The 23,733-nt window shown below is 67.6% G+C and carries 24 protein-coding genes; 5 read left to right on the top strand and 19 right to left on the bottom strand.

Annotated elements, in window-relative coordinates; all coding sequences use genetic code 11:
• Positions 1–48: 48 nt before the first annotated feature.
• Entirely contained in the window at positions 49–1,218 is a 1,170-nt protein-coding gene (locus tag C560_RS0111655; protein WP_026538339.1) for an Rv2578c family radical SAM protein, read from the top strand.
• Between the two features lie 19 nt (positions 1,219–1,237).
• Here the strand turns inward: C560_RS0111655 and C560_RS0111650 are convergent, their stop codons facing one another.
• The 4 genes from C560_RS0111650 to C560_RS0111635 all read right to left on the bottom strand — a co-directional run bounded on the left by C560_RS0111650 (position 1,238) and on the right by C560_RS0111635 (position 4,686).
• On the bottom strand, positions 1,238–2,611 hold the full coding sequence (locus C560_RS0111650; protein ID WP_026538338.1) for an NAD(P)(+) transhydrogenase (Re/Si-specific) subunit beta: 1,374 nt from the start codon (positions 2,609–2,611) through the stop codon (positions 1,238–1,240).
• Entirely contained in the window at positions 2,608–2,991 is a 384-nt protein-coding gene (locus C560_RS0111645; RefSeq protein ID WP_026538337.1) for an NAD(P) transhydrogenase subunit alpha, read from the bottom strand. The genes C560_RS0111650 and C560_RS0111645 overlap by 4 nt, the downstream gene beginning before the upstream one ends.
• Positions 2,991–4,133, bottom strand: a complete 1,143-nt coding sequence (locus C560_RS0111640; protein WP_026538336.1) for an NAD(P) transhydrogenase subunit alpha — start codon at positions 4,131–4,133, stop codon at positions 2,991–2,993. Before C560_RS0111640 ends, C560_RS0111645 begins: the two co-directional genes overlap by 1 nt.
• Positions 4,134–4,221: 88 nt before the next feature.
• Complete coding sequence (locus C560_RS0111635) at positions 4,222–4,686, bottom strand: (deoxy)nucleoside triphosphate pyrophosphohydrolase (RefSeq protein WP_026538335.1); 465 nt, start codon at positions 4,684–4,686, stop codon at positions 4,222–4,224.
• Positions 4,687–4,881: 195 nt separating this feature from the next.
• Here C560_RS0111635 and C560_RS0111630 point away from each other — a divergent pair, with 195 nt between their 5' ends.
• Positions 4,882–6,090: an MFS transporter gene (locus C560_RS0111630; protein WP_018774434.1), complete on the top strand. Its 1,209-nt coding sequence runs from the start codon at positions 4,882–4,884 to the stop codon at positions 6,088–6,090.
• Positions 6,091–6,327: 237 nt separating this feature from the next.
• Here C560_RS0111630 and C560_RS0111625 read toward each other — a convergent pair whose 3' ends face one another.
• Positions 6,328–7,248, bottom strand: coding sequence for a cation diffusion facilitator family transporter (locus tag C560_RS0111625; protein ID WP_026538334.1), 921 nt, complete (start codon positions 7,246–7,248; stop codon positions 6,328–6,330).
• A gap of 230 nt (positions 7,249–7,478) precedes the next feature.
• On the opposite strand from C560_RS0111625, the gene C560_RS0111620 reads away from it, so the two are divergent.
• Positions 7,479–7,745 (top strand): GlsB/YeaQ/YmgE family stress response membrane protein, encoded by a 267-nt coding sequence (locus C560_RS0111620; protein WP_018774436.1) that lies wholly within the window; start codon positions 7,479–7,481, stop codon positions 7,743–7,745.
• A 164-nt stretch (positions 7,746–7,909) separates the two neighbouring features.
• Here C560_RS0111620 and C560_RS0111615 read toward each other — a convergent pair whose 3' ends face one another.
• The 4 genes from C560_RS0111615 to infC all read right to left on the bottom strand — a co-directional run bounded on the left by C560_RS0111615 (position 7,910) and on the right by infC (position 10,875).
• Positions 7,910–8,806, bottom strand: a complete 897-nt coding sequence (locus C560_RS0111615) for a TrmH family RNA methyltransferase (RefSeq protein WP_026538333.1) — start codon at positions 8,804–8,806, stop codon at positions 7,910–7,912.
• A gap of 65 nt (positions 8,807–8,871) precedes the next feature.
• Positions 8,872–9,342 (bottom strand): 50S ribosomal protein L20, encoded by a 471-nt coding sequence (gene rplT / locus C560_RS0111610; protein ID WP_018774438.1) that lies wholly within the window; start codon positions 9,340–9,342, stop codon positions 8,872–8,874.
• 122 nt (positions 9,343–9,464) lie between these two features.
• On the bottom strand, positions 9,465–9,659 hold the full coding sequence (gene rpmI, locus C560_RS0111605) for a 50S ribosomal protein L35 (RefSeq protein WP_003798720.1): 195 nt from the start codon (positions 9,657–9,659) through the stop codon (positions 9,465–9,467).
• A gap of 115 nt (positions 9,660–9,774) precedes the next feature.
• Positions 9,775–10,875: a translation initiation factor IF-3 gene (infC, locus tag C560_RS0111600; protein WP_026538332.1), complete on the bottom strand. Its 1,101-nt coding sequence runs from the start codon at positions 10,873–10,875 to the stop codon at positions 9,775–9,777.
• A 437-nt stretch (positions 10,876–11,312) separates the two neighbouring features.
• Between infC and C560_RS0111595 the strand changes: the two genes are divergently transcribed.
• On the top strand, positions 11,313–11,699 hold the full coding sequence (locus C560_RS0111595; protein WP_018774440.1) for a DUF1844 domain-containing protein: 387 nt from the start codon (positions 11,313–11,315) through the stop codon (positions 11,697–11,699).
• Between the two features lie 139 nt (positions 11,700–11,838).
• Here C560_RS0111595 and C560_RS0111590 read toward each other — a convergent pair whose 3' ends face one another.
• The 8 genes from C560_RS0111590 to C560_RS24090 all read right to left on the bottom strand — a co-directional run bounded on the left by C560_RS0111590 (position 11,839) and on the right by C560_RS24090 (position 18,385).
• A complete protein-coding gene (locus tag C560_RS0111590; RefSeq protein WP_026538331.1) occupies positions 11,839–13,152 on the bottom strand; it encodes an MFS transporter in 1,314 nt (437 codons plus the stop codon).
• 62 nt (positions 13,153–13,214) lie between these two features.
• Positions 13,215–14,171: an SseB family protein gene (locus tag C560_RS0111585; RefSeq protein WP_026538330.1), complete on the bottom strand. Its 957-nt coding sequence runs from the start codon at positions 14,169–14,171 to the stop codon at positions 13,215–13,217.
• A 13-nt stretch (positions 14,172–14,184) separates the two neighbouring features.
• Positions 14,185–14,931 (bottom strand): bifunctional 1-(5-phosphoribosyl)-5-((5-phosphoribosylamino)methylideneamino)imidazole-4-carboxamide isomerase/phosphoribosylanthranilate isomerase PriA, encoded by a 747-nt coding sequence (gene priA / locus C560_RS0111580; RefSeq protein WP_026538329.1) that lies wholly within the window; start codon positions 14,929–14,931, stop codon positions 14,185–14,187.
• Positions 14,932–14,971: 40 nt separating this feature from the next.
• The gene (locus C560_RS23585) at positions 14,972–15,130 is read right to left on the bottom strand and encodes a hypothetical protein (RefSeq protein WP_197026145.1); all 159 of its coding nucleotides are present in this window, start codon (positions 15,128–15,130) and stop codon (positions 14,972–14,974) included.
• A complete protein-coding gene (gene hisH / locus C560_RS0111570; protein WP_026538328.1) occupies positions 15,131–15,898 on the bottom strand; it encodes an imidazole glycerol phosphate synthase subunit HisH in 768 nt (255 codons plus the stop codon).
• Positions 15,895–16,521, bottom strand: coding sequence for an imidazoleglycerol-phosphate dehydratase HisB (gene hisB / locus C560_RS0111565; RefSeq protein ID WP_026538327.1), 627 nt, complete (start codon positions 16,519–16,521; stop codon positions 15,895–15,897). Before hisB ends, hisH begins: the two co-directional genes overlap by 4 nt.
• A 71-nt stretch (positions 16,522–16,592) precedes the next feature.
• Positions 16,593–17,711, bottom strand: a complete 1,119-nt coding sequence (locus C560_RS0111560) for a histidinol-phosphate transaminase (protein ID WP_018774447.1) — start codon at positions 17,709–17,711, stop codon at positions 16,593–16,595.
• Between the two features lie 68 nt (positions 17,712–17,779).
• Complete coding sequence (locus C560_RS24090; RefSeq protein ID WP_442853160.1) at positions 17,780–18,385, bottom strand: LysM peptidoglycan-binding domain-containing protein; 606 nt, start codon at positions 18,383–18,385, stop codon at positions 17,780–17,782.
• Positions 18,386–18,745: 360 nt separating this feature from the next.
• On the opposite strand from C560_RS24090, the gene lexA reads away from it, so the two are divergent.
• On the top strand, positions 18,746–19,495 hold the full coding sequence (lexA, locus tag C560_RS0111550; RefSeq protein ID WP_026266605.1) for a transcriptional repressor LexA: 750 nt from the start codon (positions 18,746–18,748) through the stop codon (positions 19,493–19,495).
• 107 nt (positions 19,496–19,602) lie between these two features.
• Here the strand turns inward: lexA and C560_RS0111545 are convergent, their stop codons facing one another.
• The gene (locus tag C560_RS0111545) at positions 19,603–21,747 is read right to left on the bottom strand and encodes an ATP-dependent DNA helicase (RefSeq protein WP_026538325.1); all 2,145 of its coding nucleotides are present in this window, start codon (positions 21,745–21,747) and stop codon (positions 19,603–19,605) included.
• A complete protein-coding gene (hflX, locus tag C560_RS0111540; RefSeq protein ID WP_026538324.1) occupies positions 21,740–23,338 on the bottom strand; it encodes a GTPase HflX in 1,599 nt (532 codons plus the stop codon). The genes C560_RS0111545 and hflX overlap by 8 nt, the downstream gene beginning before the upstream one ends.
• Positions 23,339–23,733 lie beyond the last annotated feature (395 nt).

Here is a 23,733-nt window from a genome sequence, read left to right as displayed (position 1 = left end):
CCGGCCGGCATCCTTGACATTTAGTCGAACATACATTCGAATGTAGGCATGAGATGGGACGCACAAGCACTTGAGCGCGGTGCCTCACCTGACGCCCTTTCCGCCGATTCGCCGGCCGCCGCTGCCCTGCTGCCGCTGGCCGGGCTGGTCCGGTCCGTGTCCACGCCGGAGTTTGCCGGGATCACCTTCCATGAGGTCACCGCCAAATCGGTGCTCAACAAGGTGGTCGCCGGTTCGCGGATGCCGTTCGACTGGACCATCAACCCCTACCGCGGCTGCAGCCACGCCTGCGTCTACTGCTTCGCGCGCAAGAGCCACACGTATCTGGAATTCGACGCCGGCCTGGACTTCGACAGCCAGGTGGTGGTCAAGATCAACGCCGCCGAGGTCCTGCGCCGGGAACTGGCCAAGCCCTCCTGGCGGCACGAGCACGTGGCGCTTGGCACCAACACGGACCCGTACCAGCGCGCCGAGGGCCGCTACCAGCTGATGCCCGGCATCATCGGCGCCCTCGCCGATTCCGGCACTCCCCTGTCCATCCTCACCAAGGGCACGCTCCTGGCCCGGGACATCCCGCTGCTGAAGCATGCCGCCGCCCAGGTCCCGATCGGGGTGGGCATCTCGCTGGCCATGACCGACGAGCACCTCTCCGAAGCCGTGGAACCGGGGACGCCGGGGCCGCGGGCGCGGCTGAAGCTCATCTCCCGGCTGCGGGAGGCTGGCCTGCCCTGCGGCGTCATGGCCATGCCCATCCTGCCGTGGCTCTCGGACAGCGACGAGGCCCTCAACTCCCTCTTCGGCGCCCTGGCCGCGGCCGGCGCCACAGGGGTCACGGCCGGTGCGCTGTACCTGAAGCCGGGCACCCGCGAATGGTTCATGCAGTGGATCGCCCGCGAACATCCGCAGCTGGCGGGCAAGTACCGCCGCCTGTACGGCAGCGGATCGTACGCGTCCAAGGAATACCGGGCGTGGCTGGCCGGCCGGATCCGTTATTTCAAGGACCTGCACGGCTTCTCCGGCTCGCAGGGCTTCAGCCACCGGGACCTTGACGGCGGCAGCGGCCATGACGACGCCCGGGAGGAAGAAGCCCAGTACCCGGCCGGCAGCATCCCGGACACCGCCGGGCATGCACGCACAGGCCACTCCGGCGCAGCCCCCTCCGGGGCCATCCGTTCCGACGCCATCCGTTCCAGCACTGCCCAGCCCACGCTGTTTTGATGCGCCGGGCGGAGTACGCCTAGAGCGCCTTGACCGCTCCGAGCACCCTGGCCAGCGAATCCTTGGCATCCCCGAACAGGAGCGTGGTCTTGGGGTCGTGCAGGAGCTCATTCTCGATGCCGGCAAACCCCGGGCGCATCGACCGCTTCAGGAACACGACCTGCTGAGCCTGCACGACCTCCAGGATCGGCATCCCATAAATCGGCGAACCCGGGGACGACTTGGCCGCCGGGTTCACGACGTCGTTGGCGCCGACCACCAGAACGATATCCGTGGTGGCGAATTCGGGATTGACTTCCGCCAGTTCCCGCAGTGACTCGTACGGCACGTTGGCCTCGGCCAGCAGCACGTTCATGTGGCCCGGCATGCGACCCGCCACGGGGTGGATGGCGAACACGACGTCCACGCCGCGGGCGCCCAGGGCCGTGGCGAGCTCCGCCACGGTGTGCTGGCCCTGGGCCACGGCAAGCCCGTAGCCGGGAACGATCACCACGCGCTGGGCGTAGCCGAGCTGGACGGCAATGTCCTCCGGGGACGAGGACCGCACAGGCCGGTCGCTCAGGGCGGTGGATCCCGCCGTCGAGCCGCCCTTGAACGCCCCGAACATGATTCCGCCGACTCCGCGGCCCATGGCCGAGGCCATGACCTTGGTCAGGATGGTGCCGCTCGCGCCCACGAGCGTCCCGGCGACCAGCAGCAGGACATTGCCCAGGACCACGCCGGACGCCGCCACCGCCAGCCCCGTGAACGCGTTCAGCAGGGAGATGACAATCGGCACGTCCGCCCCGCCCACGGGCAGCACCAGGAGCAGCCCGGCGGCGAGACTCAGACCCAGCAGCGCGAGCGAGAAGCCGAGCGAGCCGGTCAGGACCACCAGCGCTCCGGAGACGACCGCCCCCAGCAGGACGGCACCCATGACCCAGGGCATCCCGGGAAACAGCAGCGGGCGGGTGCTGATGAGTTCCTGCAGCTTCCCCACGGTCACCGCGGAGCCGGCGAAAGACACGGCGCCCACGAGCATGGTGAAGACCACGGCCACGCGGACCCACGGGTCCTCCTGGTGGCCAAGTTCCAGTACGGCGACGAGCGCCGCGGCCCCGCCTCCGACGCCGTTGAAGAGCGCCACGAGTTGGGGCATCTGGGTCATCTGCACCCGGCGGGCCACGGGGACGGCAAGCGCGGCGCCCACGGCGATGGCGACGAGGATGAGCGGAATATTTTCCAGCCGTACCGAGAAGAACACGGTGACCACGGCGAGGAGCGCCCCGGCCGCGCCGATGGCGTTGCCGCGGCGGGCGGTGCGGGGCGAGCTGAGGCCCTTCAGCGCCAGGATGAAGCAGACGGCGGCCACAAGGTAGAGCAGGGCTGTCCATTCGGGGCTCAGCAGGCTCATCTGGACTCCCCCGCCGCGCCGGCGGAGCCCCCCTCGCCGGGGTGCCCTTCACCCGCCGTTCCGCCAGCTTTGGTGGCCCCGGTTGAGGCGGGGATGCGTGCCCGCTTGTGGTCGCTAAACATCTCCAGCATCCGGTCCGTGACCACAAAGCCACCCACCAGGTTGACGGTGGCCAGGACGACGGCCAGGAGCGCGATGCCGAGCACCCAGGGGTCACTGGCCTGTCCGGCCACGATGATGGCGCCGACCAAAATGATGCCGTGGATGGCGTTGGCCCCGGACATGAGCGGTGTGTGCAGCTTGCTGGTGACCTTGGAGACCACTTCGAAGCCAACGAACACCGCAAGCACCACCACGGTCAACAACGCGATCGGGCCCATCACGCCTCCCTTTCCAATGCTTCCGCGGTGGGGGCATGCCGCACCACGCCGCCGTGGGTCAGGCACGTTCCGGCGACCACGTCGTCGTTGAAGTCCGGGGCCACCGCACCGCAGTCGGTCATGAGCGCGAGGAAGTTGCTGACGTTCCGGGCGAAAAGCCGGGACGCATCCGAGGGCATGGCGGATGCCGCGTCCTGCAGGCCCACGAGCGTGACCGATCCGCCGTCGACCGGCACCTGCACGTCCTGGCCGGCGATCACGCCTTCGACGTTGCCTCCGGACTCCGCGGCGAGGTCGACGACGACGGAACCGGCCCGCATGCTGGCCACCATGGCGGTGGTCACCAGCAAGGGAGCCGCCCGGCCGGGGATGGCCGCCGTCGTGATCAGGACGTCCGCCGCCGCGACGTGCGGGGCCAGGAGGCTGCGCTGGCGTTGCGCCCGGTCCTCGCCAAGGGCACGGGCGTAGCCTCCGGTTCCTTCTGCCGCCGCATCGATGTCCAGATTGATGAAAGTGCCACCCATCGAAGCGACTTCCTCGGCGGAGGCGGCCCGGATGTCATTTGCCGAGACCCGGGCGCCGAGCCGTTTCGCCGTGCCGATCGCCTGCAGCCCGGCGACACCCGCTCCAAGGACCAACACCCGCGCCGGCGGGATGGTACCGGCGGCGGTCATGTAGAGCGGGAAGAACCGCGGGTAGCGGACGGCCGCTTCCAGCACGGCGCGGTAACCGGTGACCAGGGACTGCGAGCTGAGCGCATCCATGGACTGTGCCCGGGAGATCCGCGGAAGCAGTTCCAGGGCGAACGAGGTGGTGCAGGCGGCAGCGAGTGCCCGCACGGTGGGCAGTTCCGAGGACGGCGACGCCAGCCCGATGGTGACCGTGCCGGGCCGCAGCCGGGCCGCGGCCTCCGGGGTGAGCGGGCGGACATGCAGCAGGACGTCCAGGGCCTCCAACGGGAGCTCGGAGATCACCGTCGCGCCGGCCTCCTTGAAGGCGGCGTCGGCGAAGCCTGCTTCGGTACCGGCGCCGCCCTCCACCAGAAGATGGAGCCCGAGGGCTGTCAACTGCTGGACCGTCTCCGGTGTGGCTGCGACGCGGCGTTCTCCGGCTCGCTGCTCTCGTCCGACACCGACCTGCACGGGCCACTCCTCTCGACTGGGATCAGAGTAGGCACATGGCTGACGGTTTGGCGAGAGGCGGGCTTCCGAAGCCCGCCGGCGAGGCCGGTCAGCGGCCCAGTCCGGCTCCCACTCCCCGCGGCCCGGTGGCCTGCACTGCCGCCAGGAGGGCCTCGACGATGGGGAAGTCCGCCGGGATCCACGGCAGGTCCAGGACCTCTGACGGGTTGCGGAGGTCGAGCCAGCGCAGTTCGTCGTGGTCCTCCAGCGGCCGGGGTTCTCCCTGCGCGAGTTCCGCGAACCAGACCCTCATCGCCGCCTTGGCGTTCAGCGGCCAGCCCGTGGCGGTTTCCGCTGGCAGCTCGGCTCCGAGCCGCACCAGCACGCCCAGTTCTTCCCGGAGCTCGCGGTGCAGGGCGTCCTCGGCTGCCTCGCCGGGTTCCACCTTTCCGCCCGGGAACTCCCACATTCCGGCAAACTGCGGCGGCGCCGTGCGCCGGGCCGCAAGGAGCATGCCCGGTTGGGCCAGGGAGTCCACTACTGCGCCGCCAACGACGCCAATGAGTCCAGTCACGCCCACAAGTCTAAGGCTGGCGCACGGTCCGGCGTTGGGGACCGGGGGCCGGGAGCCGGCCCTGGTAGGGGACAATGGTGGAGGCGGCCGTCCGGACACCCTGCGGAATATTCGGCGCCCCCTCCCCGTTCTTAAAAGCATATTTATCTGTCCGATCCCTCCGGCTTCTCCCGGAAAATCTCTCCGAAAAGACGAATGACAACCACCACACACGCCCCGGCACCGTCCAAGACCGGCACCCGTCACGTTGCCCTGGCCATCATTGCCCTGGCGATGGGCGGCTTTGGCATCGGCACCACGGAATTCACCATGATGGGCCTGCTCAAGGAGATCGAACAGGGCCTGAACATCAGCACGCCCGAGGCAGGTCACCTGATTTCGGCCTACGCCCTCGGCGTCGTGATCGGTGCGCCGGTGCTGGCCGCCGTCGGGGCCAAACTCCCGCGGAAGTATCTGGCCCTGGGGCTCATGCTCTTCTTCAGCATCGCCAACCTCAGTTCCTTCCTCGCCCCGGACTACGGCTCCATGCTCGTGTCCCGGTTCGCCGCGGGGCTGCCCCACGGCGCCTTCTTCGGGGTCGCGGCCGTGATTGCCGCCTCCCTGGTGGCACCGACCAAGCGGGGTTGGGCCATTTCGATGGTCATGGCCGGGCTGACGGTGTCCAACGTCATCGGCGTCCCCTTCGCCACCTGGCTGGGCCAGAACTACGGGTGGCGGCTGCTGTTCCTGCTGGTGGGCCTGATCGGCATCATCACGCTCTTCATGCTGTGGAAATTCGTCCCGTTCCAGAAACCGCACGCAGATGCCAGCTTCCGCCGTGAGCTCGGCGCGCTCAAGCGGCTGCAGGTGTGGCTTGCCATCCTGGTCGGCATCGTCGGCTTCGGTGGCTTCTTCGCGACCTACACCTACATTGCGCACACCATGACCTCGGTCGCCGGCCTCCCGGCGCCCTGGCTGCCGCTGGTCGTGGCGCTGTACGGCGTGGGCATGGTGGCTGGCAACATCGTTGGCGGCCGGATCGCCGACAAGTCCGTCATGGGCACGATTTATTGGGTGCTGCCCGGCACGGCCGTGGCGCTCGTGGTTTATGCCGTGGGCGTCCACTGGGCCTGGTCCGCACTGGTCATGGTGTTCGTCGTTGGCGCTGCCGGGTCCATGCTGGTTCCGGCCCTGCAGACCAGGCTGCTGGACGCGTCCCCGGACGCACCGTCGCTGGCCTCCTCGCTGAACCATGCTGCGCTCAACGTCGCCAACGCCCTGGGCGCCTTCCTGGGCGGCCTGGTGATCGCCTGGGGCTGGGGCTACGTCGCCCCCGCGCTCGTGGGCGCCGTCCTGGCCGTGCTGGGGCTCGGGGTCGCCGCCATCAGCGGCGCCGTGGAACGCAGGCGGCCGCTGGCCTCCTAGCCGCCCCGCCGCCGCGGATCAACGGCCGCCTCACAACAACCGCGGCACAACAATCGCGGAACAACAGCAAAGGCAAAGGCAACAGCAGAGGCAACAGCCTTTAGATGCCCCAAAAGAACAGCAGTCCTGCCCGGTGATGCACCGGGCAGGACTGCTGTTTTGTCAGGGGGGCTGCCGTACTGTCCGGCGGCTGCCGTCGTCCCTCTGGGCTTCCGTTCCGCCTATGGGCGGGGCGGCTCAGGGGGCGCTGACCCGCTGCACGTCCGGTTCCAGGTAGATGACCCGGGCAATCGGGACGGCTTCCCGGACGCGGACCTCCGCGTCGTCAATCGCCTTTGCAATGTCCTGGCCCGAATCCGAGCTTCCGATGCTGATCTTGGCCGCCACCAGCAGCTCCTCGGGGCCAAGATGCATGGTCTTGAGGTGAATGATGCTGGTGCCGCCGGCCTCGATCGCGCTGCGGATCTTGGCGACGTCATCGCGGGTGGCCGACTCGCCCAGCAGCAGGGACTTGGTTTCCATGGCCAGCACCACTGCGATCGCCACGAGCAGCAGACCGATCATCGCGGTGCCGAGGGCGTCCCAGATGCCGTTTCCGGTCAGGATCGTCAGGCCCACGCCGAAGAGCGCGAACACCAGGCCCACGAGGGCGCCGAAGTCCTCGAGCAGGATCACCGGGAGTTCCGGCTGCTTGGCGTTGCGGATGAACTTAACCCAGCTCTGCTTCCCGCGGAGGGGGTTGGATTCCATGATCGCGGTCCGGAACGAGAAGGACTCGGCGATGATCGCGCCGATCAGGACGGCCAGCGGCACCCACCAGAAGTCCCCTTCGATGGCGTGCGGGTGCTGGATTTTTCCCCAGGCCTCATACAGCGCGAACAGGCCGCCGACGCTGAACAGCACAATCGAGACGATGAAGGCGTAGATGTAACGCTCGCGGCCGTAGCCGAACGGGTGCTCGGGGCTGGCTTCCCGCTGCGCGCGCTTGCCGCCGAGCAGGAGCAGGAGCTGGTTGCCGGAGTCTGCGATGGAGTGAATCGCCTCGGCCAGCATGGACGAGGACAGCGTCAGAAAGTAGGCGACGAACTTCAAAACGGCGATGGTCAGGTTTGCGGCCAGTGCCGCGAGAATCGCCTTGGTACCGCCATTTGCAGCCACTTGAGCTTCTCCTTGAGGTGTTCGTCCGGGGTGTACGCGAACACCGGAAGAACCCAGCGCCCACAAGGAATACCGTACCCGTTTCCGGGCCGCCGCCGAACCGCGGCAGGGACCGGCGCTGCCACGTAACGATTGGGCAGTCCCCTGCTGACAAGCAATCCGCCCTATGTTAGCTTGAAGCCATACTCGGGATTCACAATTTGGATGCCGACGAATATGTAGGAGGAGACATGGGCTTTCTTGGCTGGATCATTCTCGGACTCATAGTAGGTGCAATCGTCAAGGCAGTCTTGCCCGGCAGGGTCGGTGGCGGCTGGGTTACCAGCCTCGTGCTCGGCGTCGTCGGCGCAATTGTCGGCGGCTGGATCGGGGACCTGCTGTTTGGCGGCGGCAAGATGGAATTCTGGAATCTCGGTTCCTGGCTCCTGGCCATCGTCGGCGGTCTCGCGGCCGCACTCATCTACGGCGCCATCACAGGGCGCAACAAGACCACCTAATTCTTCAAGGCACTGACCGACCACTCTGTGTGGGGCGGCAGTGACAGTACGACGGCGGGGCCCACCATTCGGTGGGCCCCGCCGTTCGTTTGGCCTGCGTTGCGGCACGGATTCCTGCCGGAGACCTTCCAGTTTCCTGCAGAACCTGTTTCCTGCAGAGCCCCCTAGCGCGCCTGCTGGGAGCGGGCGCTGGCGTAGAGGCAGACGGTGGCTGCGGTGCCGAGGTTCAGGCTTTCCGCTGACCCATAGACCGGCACGGCCACCCGGTGGTCGGCCAGCGCGATCTCGTCCTCGGACAGGCCCTGGGCCTCGTTGCCGAAGAGCCAGGCGGTGGGCTGTTCCAGCGCGTAGACCGGTTCGGCGGCGGAGGCCCCCAGGCGGCGGGCGGCGTTCTCATCCTGGAGACGGTCCAGGTCCAGTCGTCCCTTGCCGTCCGCGGCCAGAACACCGACGCCGCGTTCCTTGCAGCGGGCCACGACCTCTTCAACCTCCGCGCCAAGGACAACGGGCAGATGGAAGAGGGAACCCGCCGTCGAACGCACGGCCTTGGGGTTGTAGATGTCCACGCTCGAGCCGGTCAGGATGACGGCGTCGGCGCCGGCGGCGTCGGCCGCCCGCAGCACGGTGCCGGCGTTGCCGGGGTCACGGACCTGGCACAGGACGGCAATCAGCCGCGGTCCGGCGTCGAGCACCTGCTCAAGGCTGACGTCCAGGAAGCCGCAGACGGCGACGATGCCCTGTGGGGTGACGGTGTCCGCCATCGCTGCGATCACTTCGTCGGTGGCAAGGTGCGCGTGGGTTCCCTCGGCCAGCTGCTCCAGCTCCGGGTGGCGGTCCAGGCAGGCCTCGGTGGCGTACACCTCATAGACGATGCCCGGCTCCCCCGCGGCAACCCTCTTCCGGTGCAAGACCAGCGCTTCCCGGACCGCCTGCGGGCCTTCGGCCAGGAACTCGCGGCGCTTTAAACGCGCCGGGCGCCCGGCAAGCTGTGCCACCTTCCTCATCCGATCAGCTCGGGGGTTGGAAAGTGGTAAGTCTTGCGGGCGCCCGGTTTCGTTCATATAAGAACCTTAGTGGCTATTGCCGCCGGCTCTTGAACGACGCAGTTTTTCAACCGCGGCAGGAACTACTTTGCAGCCTCGGCGTCAGCCTTCTTGGCAGCAGGCTTCTTCGCGGGAGCCTTCTTGGCTGCCTTGGGAGCCGGAGCGGCTTCAGCCTGGACGGCCGGAGCGGACGTGTCGGCGGGCAGCGAGTCCTTGGCGACCTTGACCAGCGCGGCGAAGGCGTTGGCGTCGGAAACGGCAAGCTCGGCCAGCATGCGGCGGTCAACCTCAACCTCAGCGGCCTTCAGGCCCTGGATCAGACGGTTGTAGGTCAGGCCGTTGGCGCGCGATGCAGCGTTGATGCGCTGGATCCAAAGACGGCGGAAGTCGCCCTTCTTCTTCTTGCGGTCACCATAGCTGTACACAAACGAGTGCAGCAGCTGCTCTTTTGCCTTGCGGTACAGGCGTGAACGCTGTCCGCGGTAACCCTTTGCGCGTTCGAGGATAACCCGGCGCTTCTTGTGGGCGTTAACCGCCCTCTTCACACGTGCCACGTGCGTACTCCTTAGAAAATTTCTGATCCCAAGCGTCTACTGCCGGAACGGTCCGGCTGGCCTGAGAAGCCTTTTTGGTAGTTGACTGCTGCCAGGTGGCGAACAGTCAGAGAACTTGGAACTTAGATGCCGAGCATCTTCCGGATGACCTTGGCGTCGCCCTTGAAGACGATCTTGTCGCCGGCAAGGCGACGGGTCAGCCGGGAGGACTTGTGCTCGAGGTAGTGGCGGCGGTTGGCCTGCTGGCGGCGCAGCTTGCCGGTACCGGTCAGCTTGAAGCGCTTCTTAGCACCGCTGTGGGTCTTCATCTTCGGCATGGGAACCGATCTCCTTACGTATCCGCAGAAAAGTCTGCAGCTCTTTCGTGCAGCCACCCCTGCGGGCGGCGTGCTGGTTGCCTGCTGCCGGACATTGCTGTCCGGCAGCCGTGAACTAGTTGGTCTTCTTGGTGCCAGGCTTGGCGGCTGCCCGGGGGGCGGCCGGCCGTGCGGCGGGCTTCGGCGCTGCAGGCCTCGGCACCGGCTTCGGAGCAGCAACCGGCTTCGGTGCTGCTGCCGGAGCGGCTGCCTTTTCCTCGGGAGCCTTCGCTGCCGCCGGGCCCGGAGCGGCCTTCGGAGCCGCAGGGGCCTTGGCTGCTGCCGGCTTCTCGGCCGCCTTCGGAGCCGCGGGAGCCTTGGCTGCTGCCGGCTTCTCAGCCGCCTTCGGAGCCGCGGGAGCCTTCGCTGCTGCCGGCTCCTCGGCCGCCTTCGGAGCAGCTTCCTTCGGCGCTTCCTGGGCAGGAGCCTCGTCGGCCTTGGTCTCTGCAACCTTGGCTTCTTCGGCCGGGGCCGCTTCAACCTTGGTCTCTTCAACCGTGGTCTCTTCAGCCTTGGTCTCTTCGACCGGGGCCTCCGTTGCGGGAGCCTCCGGCGATACGACGTAGCCTTCCGGCAGGAGGTCCGACAGCGTCTGGGTCAGCGGGGCGTTGCCACCGGAGACATCGACGCGTCCCGAAGCCTTGGCCTCGTTCTCGGCCTTGGCTTCGGCGCGCTGCGTTGCGCGGCGGGCCTCCGCCTTGGCTTCGGCCTTGTTCTTCAGCGGGCCAACCACCATGACCATGTTGCGGCCATCGATGCGCGGGCTGGACTCCACCACACCAACTTCGGCGACGTCGTCGGCGAAGCGCTGGAGCAGGCGGATGCCCATCTCGGGGCGCTGCTGCTCACGGCCGCGGAACTGGATCATGGCCTTGACCTTGTCGCCGGCACCGAGGAAGCGGAGCGCGTGGCCGCGCTTCGTTTCGTAGTCATGGGTGTCGATCTTCAGGCGGAAACGGATTTCCTTCAGGACCGTGTTGGTCTGGTTCTTCCGGGCCTCGCGTGCCTTGACAGCGGCTTCGTACTTGTACTTGCCGAAGTCCATCAGCTTGCACACCGGAGGCTTCGCCTGCGGTGCAACTTCAACGAGATCAAGATCGGACTCGGCAGCCAAACGCAGGGCATCCTCAATACGGACAATTCCTACTTGTTCGCCTGCAGGGCCGACCAGCCGCACCTCGGGGACGCGGATACGCTCATTGATTCTTGGCTCGCTAATGTTAAAGCTCCTGTGTTCGTGAGGGGTATTCCACCGGCAAAAAGAGAAGGCCCCCAATTGCCGGAGCAATCGGAGGCCTCGAGATCGGAGCTGCCGCCCTCAATGGGGCGACATGCACTTCCTGCGGACCGAAGTCCGAGGTAGTGCCCGACCAGGTACCCGGCAACCTTGACTCCTGGATAGGAGGGGCTTCCCGAAGGAAGTTTCGCGGCTGACGCGGGTGGGAGAGAACTCCGCTTGCAAACTAAAGCCAACTCTACAGAAAGAAACCCGTTCAACGCACGTATGCGTCGCCGGGCACCAACTTCAGTGACTAGCACTGATAGTCAGAACACTGCATCCTATAAAAGCTTGAGAATAACGACATTTAGTCGGTCTGTGACAAGCTTACCAGCATGAGCACTTCAGATAGTAATTCCCACGTCTTCGAGCCCGCAGCCGCCCAGGCCGACGTCTCGCAGCAGATCCGCGACATCTCGGAAGTCCCCTCGATCGAGGTCATCACCACGGCCGCCGTGCACCTGATGAGCGCCGCAGCGGTGAAGCTCGGCCTTGCCGCCGAGGAAAATGCCCAGGAACTCAAGGACCTGGACGAGGCCCGCAAGCTGATCACCGCCCTTGCCGGCCTGGTGACCGCGGCGGCGCCGGAAATCGGCTCACAGCACGCTGGACCGTTGCGCGATGGACTCCGCTCGCTCCAGCTGGCCTTCCGCGAGGAATCGATCATTCCGGATGCTCCGGGCAAGGGCCCGGGCGAGAAGTACACCGGCCCCGTCAACTAAGTACTTTCGTCAGCTAGGAAAACGCCGGCGGGCGGACCACACAGGTCCGCCCGCCGGCGTCGTTAAGTCAGTTCGCACGATTTTTCATTCGCACGGGCCAAGCGTGTGCCCAGCTTGGCGCGCTGGGCGCGGCCCGCATTCAGACGCGGGCCAGGCGGCTGCGCCGGACCTGTTGCAGGGCCAGTCCCACCAGGCAGAGGGCCACGCCCGCCAGACCCACCGAAACGAAGCCGGCCGACGGTCCGATGAGGTCGATGAACAGCCCGGCCAGCGGCGCGCCCAGGGCCACCCCGCCGGTGAGTGATGAACCGTACCAGCCCATCGCCTCCCCGCGCCGGCTTTCGTCCACCAGTTCGGCCACCTTTTCCGAGGCCGCGGACAGCACCGGCGCGCACAGCAGACCCGGCAGCAACGCGAGAAGGCTGAGCGTCCAGACGTCGGTCGCGAAGGCCATCGGGACGGTCAGCGCTGACATCCCCAGCAACAGGAGAACCGGGGAGATGGGCCGGTGCATGGCGCCGTAGAGGATGCCGCCCACCACCGAGGCCGCGCACCAGAACAGGAACACGATGCCGATTTCGGCCTCGTGCCCGCCGGTCTGGAGCGCCGCGACGATCCCGACGTCGGTGCCGCTGAGGACCATGCCGGCGCCGGCCGCGACAGCGAAGACGGCGGCCACGGCGGCTGTGAACCAGCTGAAATTGTGGATGACGCGGTGGCGCAGGCCGGAGCCCCGCCGTCGCCGTTCCTCGGCGGCGGCTGCCAGGGGTGCCAGTTCGGCTGCGGCCTCCTGCAGGTGGGCCGGTGCCGCAGCAACGACGGCGGCTTCCGCACATTCCAGCTCCTGCGCTTCAAGGCTGGCGTCCGGGGAGGCGCTCCGGGTGGGCGGGTTGAACCACATGAGGAAGAGTCCTGAGACGGACGTCGCCACGCCCACGACCGTCAGGCCCAGGACGGACTGGCCACTGGTGGCGACGACGGCTCCGACTGCGGGGCCGATCATGAAGACCAGCTCGGTAGCGATGGCGTCGAGGGCAAAGGCCGTGCGGCGCTGTTCCCCGGGAGCCAGCACGCCCAGCGACTGCCGCACTACGCTGAAAATGGGCAGGGTCAGCAGGCCGCCGACGAACACCAGGGGCAGCAGGGCCTCGTAGGACACATGCGGCACGATCGACCAGATCACGGTCTCGGAGACGACGGACGGAATGAGCGCCTTGCGCAGCCCCACGGTGTCGACCCGGCGCCCGCGCCAGGGCGCGCCGACGGCGATTCCGATCGTCATCACGGCGGCGGCTGCGCCGGCGGCGGCGTAGCCCTGGCCGAGGGTCAGGACGATGTGCAAGGTCAGCAGGACTCCGGCCGCCGAGTGCGGTATGCGGGCGATCATGCCGACCAGCAGGAGGCGCCTGATGGGCCGGACGGCCAGCAGCTCACGGTAAAGCGCGAAATTCACGGACTACATCCTTCTGGTACTGCCCACGGCAGCACCGGGATGTCCCCCCGTTGGGCCGTCAGCTATGGTGCTGCGCGCTGCAGCTTGACCTCGATCGAATCAACCCGCTCGGCAAAGATTTCATTCCGGGCCCAGGCATCATTGAGGCCGGCGACGATCGACTGCACGCCGGCGGCGTCGAGACCGTCTTCAAGGTAGAGGACCACACGGAGTTCCGGGCCGGCTCCCCCACCGGGGAGCCGCCTGCCATCGGCCGTGGCCGAGGCAACTCCACCCCCCGGATGAATTTCAACACGGCGGACTGCCGGAAAGCCAACCGCGTCTTCCCCGAGGGCCCCCGCGAGATCGGGATCGGCGTACGACGGCGTCCAGGCCCGCTGCTGGGCGAGGGCCCACACTGCCGGCCTGCGGACCACGAACGTCACTTCCGAGCCGGGATCAATCACGAGCAGCTCGGCGCCTTCCGCGACCGCTGACAGGGCGGCCCGGGCCGCGTACACAGCGACCGGCCGGGCCTCCGGGTGCCACGCCGTCAGTGATGCCGCCGAGGTGAACACCGGCATGGCCGTCCGCCCGTCCGGCGCCTTGAGCGTCACCAGGGCCATGTCGGCCTGTTTGTCGGAGCGAAGTTTGTCACCGTGCAACTGGTCCCCGTTGGGCCCGGCCGCGGCCTCGCCCTCTTCGGCGAGCTGGGCGAGGATTGGCACGAACACCCGGGCGGTGGCAAGCGAGGCCACCACGGCGGCCTCGTCACCCGTGCCCGCGGCGAGGTCGGACAAAGCCGCCAGATAGCCGGCGTCGGCGGCGCCGTCGTCGTCGTCGAAATTGTGGATCTTTGCGTCATCGCCGGACAGGCTGCGGCCCGCCCAGGGTTGGCCGGCGGAGTCGGTGGCCCCGCCGGCGCCGGCGAGGGCCGCCGCGATGTGCCCGGGTAAATGCCGGACGGGACCTGCCCCGGTCCCTGCCTGCCCGCCATCCTGGGGGTTGTTGGGGTCGCGGGGATCGTGGGTGTGTGTCATGGGCACTGACCGCCTAGCGGCGGCCGGCGGCGTCGAGGGCCTCGGGCAGGGTGAAGTTGCCGTTGTAGAGGGCCTTGCCGATGATGGCGCCTTCGACGCCGAGCGGCACCAGGGAACGCAGGACCTTGAGATCCTCGAGGCTGGAAATGCCGCCGGAGGCGACCACCGGTTTGCCCGTCTTCTCGACCATCTGGCGCAGGAGCTCGACGTTGGGGCCCTGGAGCGTGCCGTCCTTGGTCACATCGGTCACGACGTACCGGGCGCAGCCGGCGTCTTCCAGGCGGCCGAGCACGTCCCAGAGGTCGCCGCCGTCCTTGGTCCAGCCCCGGCCGGCCAGGGTGGTGCCGCGGACGTCGAGGCCGACGGCGATCTTGTCGCCGAAGCGCTCGATCATCCGGGCCGTCCACTCCGGGTTCTCCAGTGCCGCCGTGCCCAGGTTGACGCGGGCGACGCCGAGGTCGAGGGCCTTCTCGAGGGATTCGTCGTCGCGCAGGCCGCCGGAGAGCTCCACCTTGATATCGAGCCGGCCTACGACCTCGCGCAGGAGTTCGGCGTTGGAGCCGCGCCCGAACGCGGCGTCCAGGTCGACCAGGTGCACCCACTCAGCCCCCTGCTGCTGCCAGTTGAGGGCGGCCTCCAGCGGGGTGCCGTAGCTCGTCTCGCTGCCGGCTTCGCCCTGCACGAGCCGGACGGCCTGTCCGTTGACGACGTCGACGGCGGGCAGGAGCTCGAGTACGGGCAGCGGGGTTTCGGTGGTCATCGTGGAGTCCTCAGCTTGGGGATGGTGGTGGGAGGGGCGGTCAGGACGCCGGCAGGGTCAGGAGGTAGGCGGCGAGCAGGGACATGCCGGCGAGGATGTAGAAAACGATCTGCACCCAGAGCGGACTTTTCTGCTGGCGGAAGGAGATCGCGCCGCCGACCAGCAGGCCGGCGACGCCCATGAGGACCAGGGACCACATCTAGGCGGTCGCTTCCGGGGCCGCGGTACGTTCCGGGGATGCGGTTTGTTCCGGGGATGTGGGGCGCAGGCCCTGGACCCAGTTGCGCAGCAACCGGGCACCGGCGTCGCCGGACTTCTCCGGGTGGAACTGTGTGGCACACAGCGGGCCGTTTTCCACGGCCGCGATGAACGGGGCGCCGTGGTCGGACCAGGTCACCAGCGGCGCGGCCATCCGCGGCTGGATGACGTCGAAGTCCCACTTCTGGACACCGTAAGAGTGCACGAAGTAGAAGCGCTCGCCCTCAACCCCGGCGAAGAGCTTGGACCCTTCGGGGACGGCGACGGTGTTCCAGCCCATGTGGGGCACGACGTCGGCAGGCAGCAGTTCCACCTTGCCGGGCCACTCCCCCATGCCTTCGGCTTCGGTGCCGTGCTCGACGCCAGCCTCGAACAGCACTTGGAGCCCGACGCAGATGGCCAGCACGGGGCGGCCCCCGGCGACACGGCGGCCGATCATGCGGATGGCGTCAACGGCCTTGAGTTCGCGCATGACGGTTTCGAAGGCGCCGACACCGGGGACGACGAGGCCGTCGGCGTTGAGGACATCCTCAGGCTTGGCGCTGAGGATGACTTCGGCGCCGGCCCGCTCGAGGGCGCGGACGGCGGACCGGACGTTCCCGGAGCCGTAGTCCAGCACCGTGACAGTGGGCTTTCCCTGCGGGGAGACCGGCTTGGCCGCGGCGGCGGGGTCGATGATGGCCCCGTCGCGGAGCAGCGGGCCGGTCACAAAGCACCCTTTGTCGACGGGATGCCTTCGACCCGGGGATCCGGTTCGACGGCGGCGCGCAAGGCACGGGCAAAGGCCTTGAACTGGGCCTCGACGATGTGGTGGGGGTCGCGCCCGGCAGTGACGTTCATGTGCAGGCAGATCCCGGCGTGAAGGGTGATTGCCTCGAAGACGTGGCGGGTCAGGGAACCCGTAAAGTGGCCGCCGATCAAGTGGTATTCCTGCCCTGCCGGCTCGCCGGCGTGGACCAGGTAGGGACGGCCGGAGACGTCCACGACAGCTTGCGCGAGGGCCTCATCCAGTGGCACGGTCGCCTCGCCGAAACGACGGATCCCGGCTTTGTTGCCCAGGGCGGTCCGCAGGACCTCGCCGAAGGTGATGGCCACGTCCTCGACGGTGTGGTGGACATCGATGTGGGTATCACCGGTGGCCTTGACCGTCATGTCGATCAGGGAGTGCTTGCTGAGGGCCGTCAGCATGTGGTCGTAGAACGGGACCGACGTGCTGATGTCTGACACGCCGGTGCCGTCCAGGTTGATCTCGACCAGGACCGAGGACTCGCTAGTGGTCCGTTCCATGCGTGCGGTCCGGCCCTCGGCGGTGGTGGATCCGGTGTTGCTCATGTAGATGTGTCCTTTGGAAGAAAGCAGGGTGTTGGGCACTCTGGCGGGGACGATCGGGCTCCCCACCAAGTCTAGGCCTGCGGCTTTGCGGAGCCGGCCAGGATGAGTTCAAGGGCCTCCAGGAAGGCTGTGGTTTCGGTCTCAGTGCCCGCGGTGACGCGCAGGTGCCCCGGAATGCCGACGTCGCGGATGAGGACACCGGCGTCCAGCATGCCCTGCCAGACCTCATGGGGGTTCTCCAGGCCGCCGAAGAACACGTAGTTCGAATCGGACGCGGCCGGCGTCAGGCCCAGCCGCGTCAGTTCCGACACGATCCGGTCGCGCTGGCGCTTGATGTCCTCGACGTCCGCCATGAGCGCCTCCCGGTGGCGCAGGGCGGCCAGGGCCGCGGCCTGGGTGATGGCCGAGAGGTGGTACGGGAGACGGACCAGCCGCAGGGCGTCCGCGACCTCCGGGGCCGCGGCCATGTAGCCAAGGCGCGCGCCGGCGAGGGCGAAGGCCTTGCTCATGGTGCGCGAGACGATGAGCCGTTCCCGGCCAGGCAGCAGGGTGAGCGCACTGGGCGTGCCGTCGTGGGCGAACTCGTGGTAGGCCTCATCGACGATCACGATGGTCTGGCTGGCCTCGCCGGCGTCATAGACGGCCTCGACCACATCGAGGCCCAGCCCCGTGCCGGTCGGGTTGTTCGGGGAGCAGAGGAAGACGATGTTGGGCTGAAGCTCGCGGACCTGGCGTGCCGCCGATTCCGCGCTGAGCCCATAGTCCGAGGCGCGGGCCCCGACGATGTATTCCGTGTCCGTGCCGGAGGCCAGCAGCGGATACATCGAATACGTGGGAGGGAACCCGAGGGCTGTCCGGCCGGGGCCGCCGAAGGCCTGGAGGATTTGCTGCAGGACTTCGTTGGAGCCGTTCGCGGCCCAGATGTTCTCCGCGTCCAGGCCATGGCCAAGGTATTCGGCGAGGGCTTCGCGCAATTCGGTGAACTCGCGGTCCGGATAGCGGTTCAGTCCGGCAGCGGCGGCGCTCACGGCCTCGGTGATCGCGGCGCGGACATCGGCCGGGACCCCATGGGTGTTCTCGTTGACGTTGAGCAGGATGGGGACGTCCAGCTGCGGCGCGCCATACGGACGCAGGCCACGCAGATTGGTTCGGAGGGGCAGTCGGTTGAGGCGCTCAAGCTGGTCAGTCACGTGACCAGTTTAAGTGGTAGCGGGACGGGCGCTGAAACTGTGACGCCTGCGACGGCATCTGGGGGAGGTTACTTGGACGGGACGAACAGCTGCTGGCCCGGCATGACACCCGCGGCGTCCAGATTGTTCAGCTGCACGATGTCGGCCACGACGTCGCGGGGATCGCGCTCCGGAGCCACCGACCCCGCAATGGCCCAAAGGGACTCCCCCGGCTGCACTGTGACGGAAACGGTCGGCGTCACCGAGAGCTGGTCCGCGGAATCTGCCGCCTTGGCGGGAGCGTTGAGGAATCCGCTGAAGGACAGGATGAACGCAGCCAGCAGGATCAGGGGGACACCGAAAAAGACGAAGCGTCCGCGCCGGGTGAGCCGCAGCGGCGGCTGCTTCGGCCGGCCGCCGGAAACCGCGCCCATGGCCCCTTGGGGCGCCTGCGGCGTCGCGGCCGTGCGGCGCCTGGCATTGAGCGGGTAGACGTTGCCGTAACGGGAACTGTCCTGGCCCATGCCGCTTTGGCTGATGTCGCCGTGTTCGATGCCACTGTGTCCGATGCTGCCGTGTCCGATGCTGCCGTGTCCGATGCTGCGGCGATCCGCCGCGCCGCCCGGAACAACACCTCGGCGGCCGGTCGTGATGCCCTGAATGCTAGTGCCGTGAAACGCGCTTGAAACTGACATGAACTGAGCCCTCCTGGACCATAGTTGCCGCCCGGCGTACTCACGTACTCGCCGCCAACCGGCCGAACCTTCGAACATAGAACCGAACATCGCTTGCGAACCCAGATCAGCGAAATCGAACACATATTCGAATCTTGCTTGTTCTGTTTTAGCACTTACTAACGAACGATGTCGAGACTCGCTAGAACAAATGTTTGAAAAAGGTCTGCGGCTGGCCTATTTTTGAGGGACAGGACAACCACTTTGAACTCCCTGAGGGAATTCATTCGTAGTTGATCAGCAGGGTCTGACATTTCAGGCCGGAAGTTCCCGGTGACAGCAGCCACGGCAGCCGGGCGCAACGGAAAGGCATTGGCGAACATGGCAGCACAAGCCACCGGCGGCAGGGCCACCCCACGGAGCCCGCAGCCCGCCCGGGCCCCCAAGAGCCTCACCGTCCGGCAAAAGAAAATCCTGGAGACCATCCAGCGGTCCGTCACGGACAAGGGCTACCCGCCGTCGATGCGCGAGATCGGCGACACCGTCGGTCTCGCCAGCCTCTCGAGCGTGACCCACCAGCTCTCCCAGCTTGAGAAGCTTGGCTACCTGCGGCGTGATCCGAAGCGGCCCCGGGCCATGGAAGTGCTCATGCCGCTGACCCTGGACGAGGGGACCACGCCGATATCGGGGATCGAGAAATCCAGTCCCTTGCGGGCCGTGGGCGGCCTGTCGGTAACCGAGCTCGCCAGCGCCACTGACACGGCAATGGTGCCGTTCGTCGGACGCATCGCCGCCGGCGGGCCGATTCTCGCGGACCAGGTGGTGGAGGACGTCATGCCGCTGCCCCGCCAGCTCGTGGGCCATGGCGAACTCTTCATGCTCAAGGTCGCTGGCGATTCAATGATCGACGCCGCCATCTGCGACGGCGACTGGGTGGTTGTCCGCCGCCAGGGTGATGCCCTGAACGGCGACATCGTTGCCGCCCTGCTGGACGACGAAGCCACGGTCAAGACATTCCGCCAGCGGGACGGCCACACCTGGCTGCTGCCGCAAAACACCCAGTACGAGCCCATCCTCGGCGACCACGCCGTCATCATGGGCAAGGTCGTCTCGGTACTGCGCTCCCTCTAAACCGCGTTCCCTCTAAGCTGCGCTCCCCTTAGCCATCCGGGGCCAGGCCGCCAGTAGCGGCCACCCCGTGCGGAGTTCCGGCGCAGGGTGGCGGCCCGGCCTGGGATTTAGTCTTTCGCGGAGTCTTTCGCCAGGCGCTTCAGGGCCGCCATGGCTATCGACGAATCGGTGGTGGGCCAGAACGGCGGCAGCGCGGCGCGCAGGAAGCCGCCGTAGCGCTCCGTGGAGAGCCGCGAATCCAGCACTGCCACCACGCCCTTATCCGAGGTCGAACGGATCAGCCGTCCGGCGCCCTGCGCGAGGCGGATGGCTGCATGCGTGGCAGAGACGGCCATGAAGCCATTGCCGCCGGCCTGGGCCACGGCCCGCGAACGTGCCGTCATCAGCGGGTCGTCCGGCCGCGGGAAGGGAATCCGGTCGATGACCACCAACCGGCAGGACACGCCAGGGACGTCGACGCCCTGCCAGAGGGACATGGTGCCGAACAAACACGTGTCGGGCTCGTCGGCGAACTGCCGCACGAGCGCCGTCATGGTCGACTCCCCCTGGCACAGGATGCTGAGGCCCAGCCGGGGCCGCATGGCCTCGGCTGCTTCCTCGGCCGCACGCCGCGAGGAGAACAGGCACAGCGCACCGCCGCCGGACGCGCGGATCAGCTTCTCGAGTTCGTCCAAAGCCTCCGGGGACGTTCCGCGGCCGGGTTTGGGCAGGTGCCGGGCGACGTAGAGGATGCCCTGCTTCGGGTAGTCGAACGGGGATCCGACGTCGACGCCGGTCCAGCTCGGGGCGCCGTTGCCAACCAGGCCCAGGCCCCCGGCGGCGGGTTCGAAGGCAGCGCCGATGGCCAGTGTGGCCGAGGTCAAGATGACGGTGTGGTCCGCGAACAGGCCTTCGCGCAACCGTCCTGCGACGCTCAGCGGGGCAACATTGATCAAGGCCGGCGCGCTCTCGTCCGGCTGTGAGTAGCCCTGCGCCGGGTCGAAGCTGCTGTTGCGGGAGAACCACACGACTTCGCGGTTTTCGCGCGCAGCCAGGAGGCGTTCACAGAGTTCCAGGATGACCATGAGGCGTGAACGGGCCAGCTGGCGTCCGCCGTCGGCCGTCGCGGAGCTGTCCCCCTTGGAATCGGACAGGGCGGCGCGGCACGCGTCGCGCAGCTGATCGATGCAGTCCAACTGCTCGCTGTTCAGGCCATTGGGCATCAGCCCGCTGGGGACGCCGTCGATGGCCAGCTCCAGGTGGGCGGCGGCATTATTCAGCGCATCCACGGTGATGCCCGTGTGCTTCCGGGCCCCGGACGCGGCGGCGTGCACCATCGCCACGGAGAGCTGGCCCGAGACCGCGCCCGTGACGCGGTCCTGGAGTTCGTGCGCCTCATCCACCACCACGACGTCGTATTCGGGCAGCACCGCCAGGCCTTCGAAGGCGCTGACGGCGAGCATGGCGTGGTTGGTGACCACGACGTCGGCGTCGGCGGCGTTCTGACGTGCCAGCTCGCTGAAGCATTCGGCCGCGAGCGGGCATTTCTGCGCGCCGAGGCACTCCATGGAGGTGACCGAGACCTGGCGCCAGGCCCGGTCCGTGACGCCGGGCATGAGCTCGTCGCGGTCCCCCGTCGCGGTCTCCTCGGCCCATTCGCGCAGGCGGACGACTTCCTTGCCCAGCTGGGAGGACGGCCCGCCCAGTGCGGCGGCGAAATGCGGCACGCTGGTGTCCTCGCCAAGGGAAAACAGCTGTCCCTCGGAAGGTTCTTCGGACGGGAAGCCGCCCTCGAGTTTGTGCCGGCAGACGTAGTTGGACCGGCCCTTGACCAGGGCGACCTTGACGGGCCGTTCCAGGGCAGGCGTGATGGTCTTGAGCAGCCTGGGCAGGTCACGGCCCACGATCTGGGTCTGCAGCGCCAGGGTGGCGGTGGAGACCAGGGTGGGTTTGTTGCTGGTCAGCGAATGCGCGATCAACGGAATCAGGTAGGCCAGGGACTTGCCGGTGCCGGTGCCGGCCTGGACCAGCAGGTGGTCGCCGCTGTCGATCGCGCGCGCCACCTGCCGGGCCATTTCGTGCTGGCCATCGCGGCTCTGCCCGCCCATGCCGGACACGGCACGGTCGAGCAGTTTAACCACAAATTCCTCGCCGGCCGCGCCGGCAACCGAACCGGCATCAGGCTCGGCCGATCCACCATCCGCCGGTTCGGCGTCGGCTGGATCAGCGTCGGCTGGATCGGTGTCAGCCCTGGTCACCGCAGCCTCAGTCATTGCTGATGAAGGGATCCAGTTCGGCGGCGAGTCCTTCACGCACCATCACCACGGCACGAGTCCCGGTTTCCTCGTGGTCGAGGCTGAGGATCTCGGCGTCGGTCTCGTGGAGCTTACTGAGCAGATCCCCGCGGTTGTACGGGATCAGCAGTTCAAGCTTCACGCTGGGCCGCGGAATGGCGTCGCTGATGGCCTTGAGCAGTTCCGGAATGCCTTCGCCGGTGCGGGCCGAGACCACGACGTGGCGCGGCTCGCGCTGCTTGAGCCGTTCGACCACGAACGGGTCAGCGGCGTCGGCCTTGTTCAGGACAATGATTTCCGGAACCTTGCGCGCGTCGACTTCGCTGAAGACCGTCCGGACAGCGGCGATCTGGCCTTCCGGATCCGGGTGCGAGACGTCCACGACATGCAGGATCAGGTCAGAGTCGGCCACCTCTTCCAGCGTGGAGCGGAATGCCTCCACGAGCTGGGTGGGCAGGGAACGGACAAAGCCCACGGTGTCGGCCAGGGTGTATCCCAGCCCGTCAGCGGTTTCGGCCTTGCGGACAGTGGGGTCCAGGGTGGCGAACAGGGCGTTTTCCACCAGCACCCCCGCATCGGTCAGCCGGTTCAGCAGCGAGGACTTCCCGGCGTTGGTGTACCCGGCGATCGCCACCGAGGGCACGGCATTACGACGGCGGTTGGCCCGCTTCGTTTCCCGGGCAGGCTTCATGGCGGCGATTTCGCGCCGCAGCTTGGCCATCCGGGTGCGGATCCGGCGGCGGTCCAGTTCGATCTTGGTCTCACCGGGACCACGCGAGCCCATGCCGGCACCGGCGCCGCCCACCTGGCCACCGGCCTGGCGGGACATTGATTCACCCCAGCCGCGCAGGCGCGGGAGCAGGTATTCGAGCTGGGCGAGCTCCACCTGCGCCTTGCCTTCACGGCTCTTGGCGTGCTGGGCGAAGATGTCCAGGATCAGCGCTGTACGGTCAATGACCTTGACCTTGACGATGTCCTCCAGGCCGCGCCGCTGGGACGGGGCCAACTCGGCGTCGACGACGACGGTGTCGGCGCCGGTGGACATCACGATGGCTTTCAGTTCCTGCGCCTTGCCGGAGCCGAGGAAGGTCCCGGGATCGGGCTTGGCGCGCCGCTGGACGAGCCCGTCGAGGACCTCGGAGCCGGCTGTCTCAGCTAGCGCGGCAAGTTCACGCAGGGAGTTCTCGGCGTCCGCGAGGGTGCCCTCGGTCCAGAGGCCGGCCAGGACGACGCGCTCAAGGCGCAACTGCCGGTATTCGACCTCGGTGACGTCTTCGAGTTCGGTGGACAGGCCGGCCTTGCGGCGCAGCGCGTGGCGTTCCTCAAGGTCCTGCTGGTCGCCGTCGAAGTTGGTGTACACCTCATCCAGGCGGGAGATGGCCTGTGCCTTGCCGAGCACCGACGTCGGGCCACCGGTACCGGCACCGGCGGCGGTGGCGGCGCCGTGGCTGGTGCCGCGGCCTGAGGCGGGGGTGTCCTTGGAAAGGATCCGGTCGATTACAGCTTGGATCTCCTCAGGGCTCATGTCCTGGGCTGCTGAATCGGGTCCGGTGTTGGGGTGGCTGGTCATGGTCTCCTTTAAGGGTTCGGCTCTTTCAGAATAGTGCCGATTGCTGCTCTGTGGGGCGGTATTCGCGCTGGGCTGACGGCGGGGGGTCATGCAGGCCTCCTGGAATGCCCGCGGCAACGGTGCCGGGGCGGGGCTGGCTCCGTCCGGAGCTATGGCTGGCTGAAGGGTAGAGGCGGCAGAAGCGCCTGGCTGTGGGACCACAGACTGTGGAGATCGGTGCCGGTAGAACACACAGTGAGGTAGGTGCCGTCCGCCAAGCCGGGCCAAGGAGCACGCTGCCAAAAAGACACGGTGCTGGAAAGCGGCTGGATTCCAAGTGGTGCGGGCGCCAGCGGGTGAGAAAACTCACCCTTGCGATGGCGCACTCAGCGGAAGGCGTTTACCTGCGTCGCTCC

The organism is Arthrobacter sp. 9MFCol3.1 (assembly GCF_000620385.1).
GTDB lineage: Bacteria > Actinomycetota > Actinomycetes > Actinomycetales > Micrococcaceae > Arthrobacter.
This window is presented reverse-complemented; position numbering and strand designations above follow the sequence as displayed.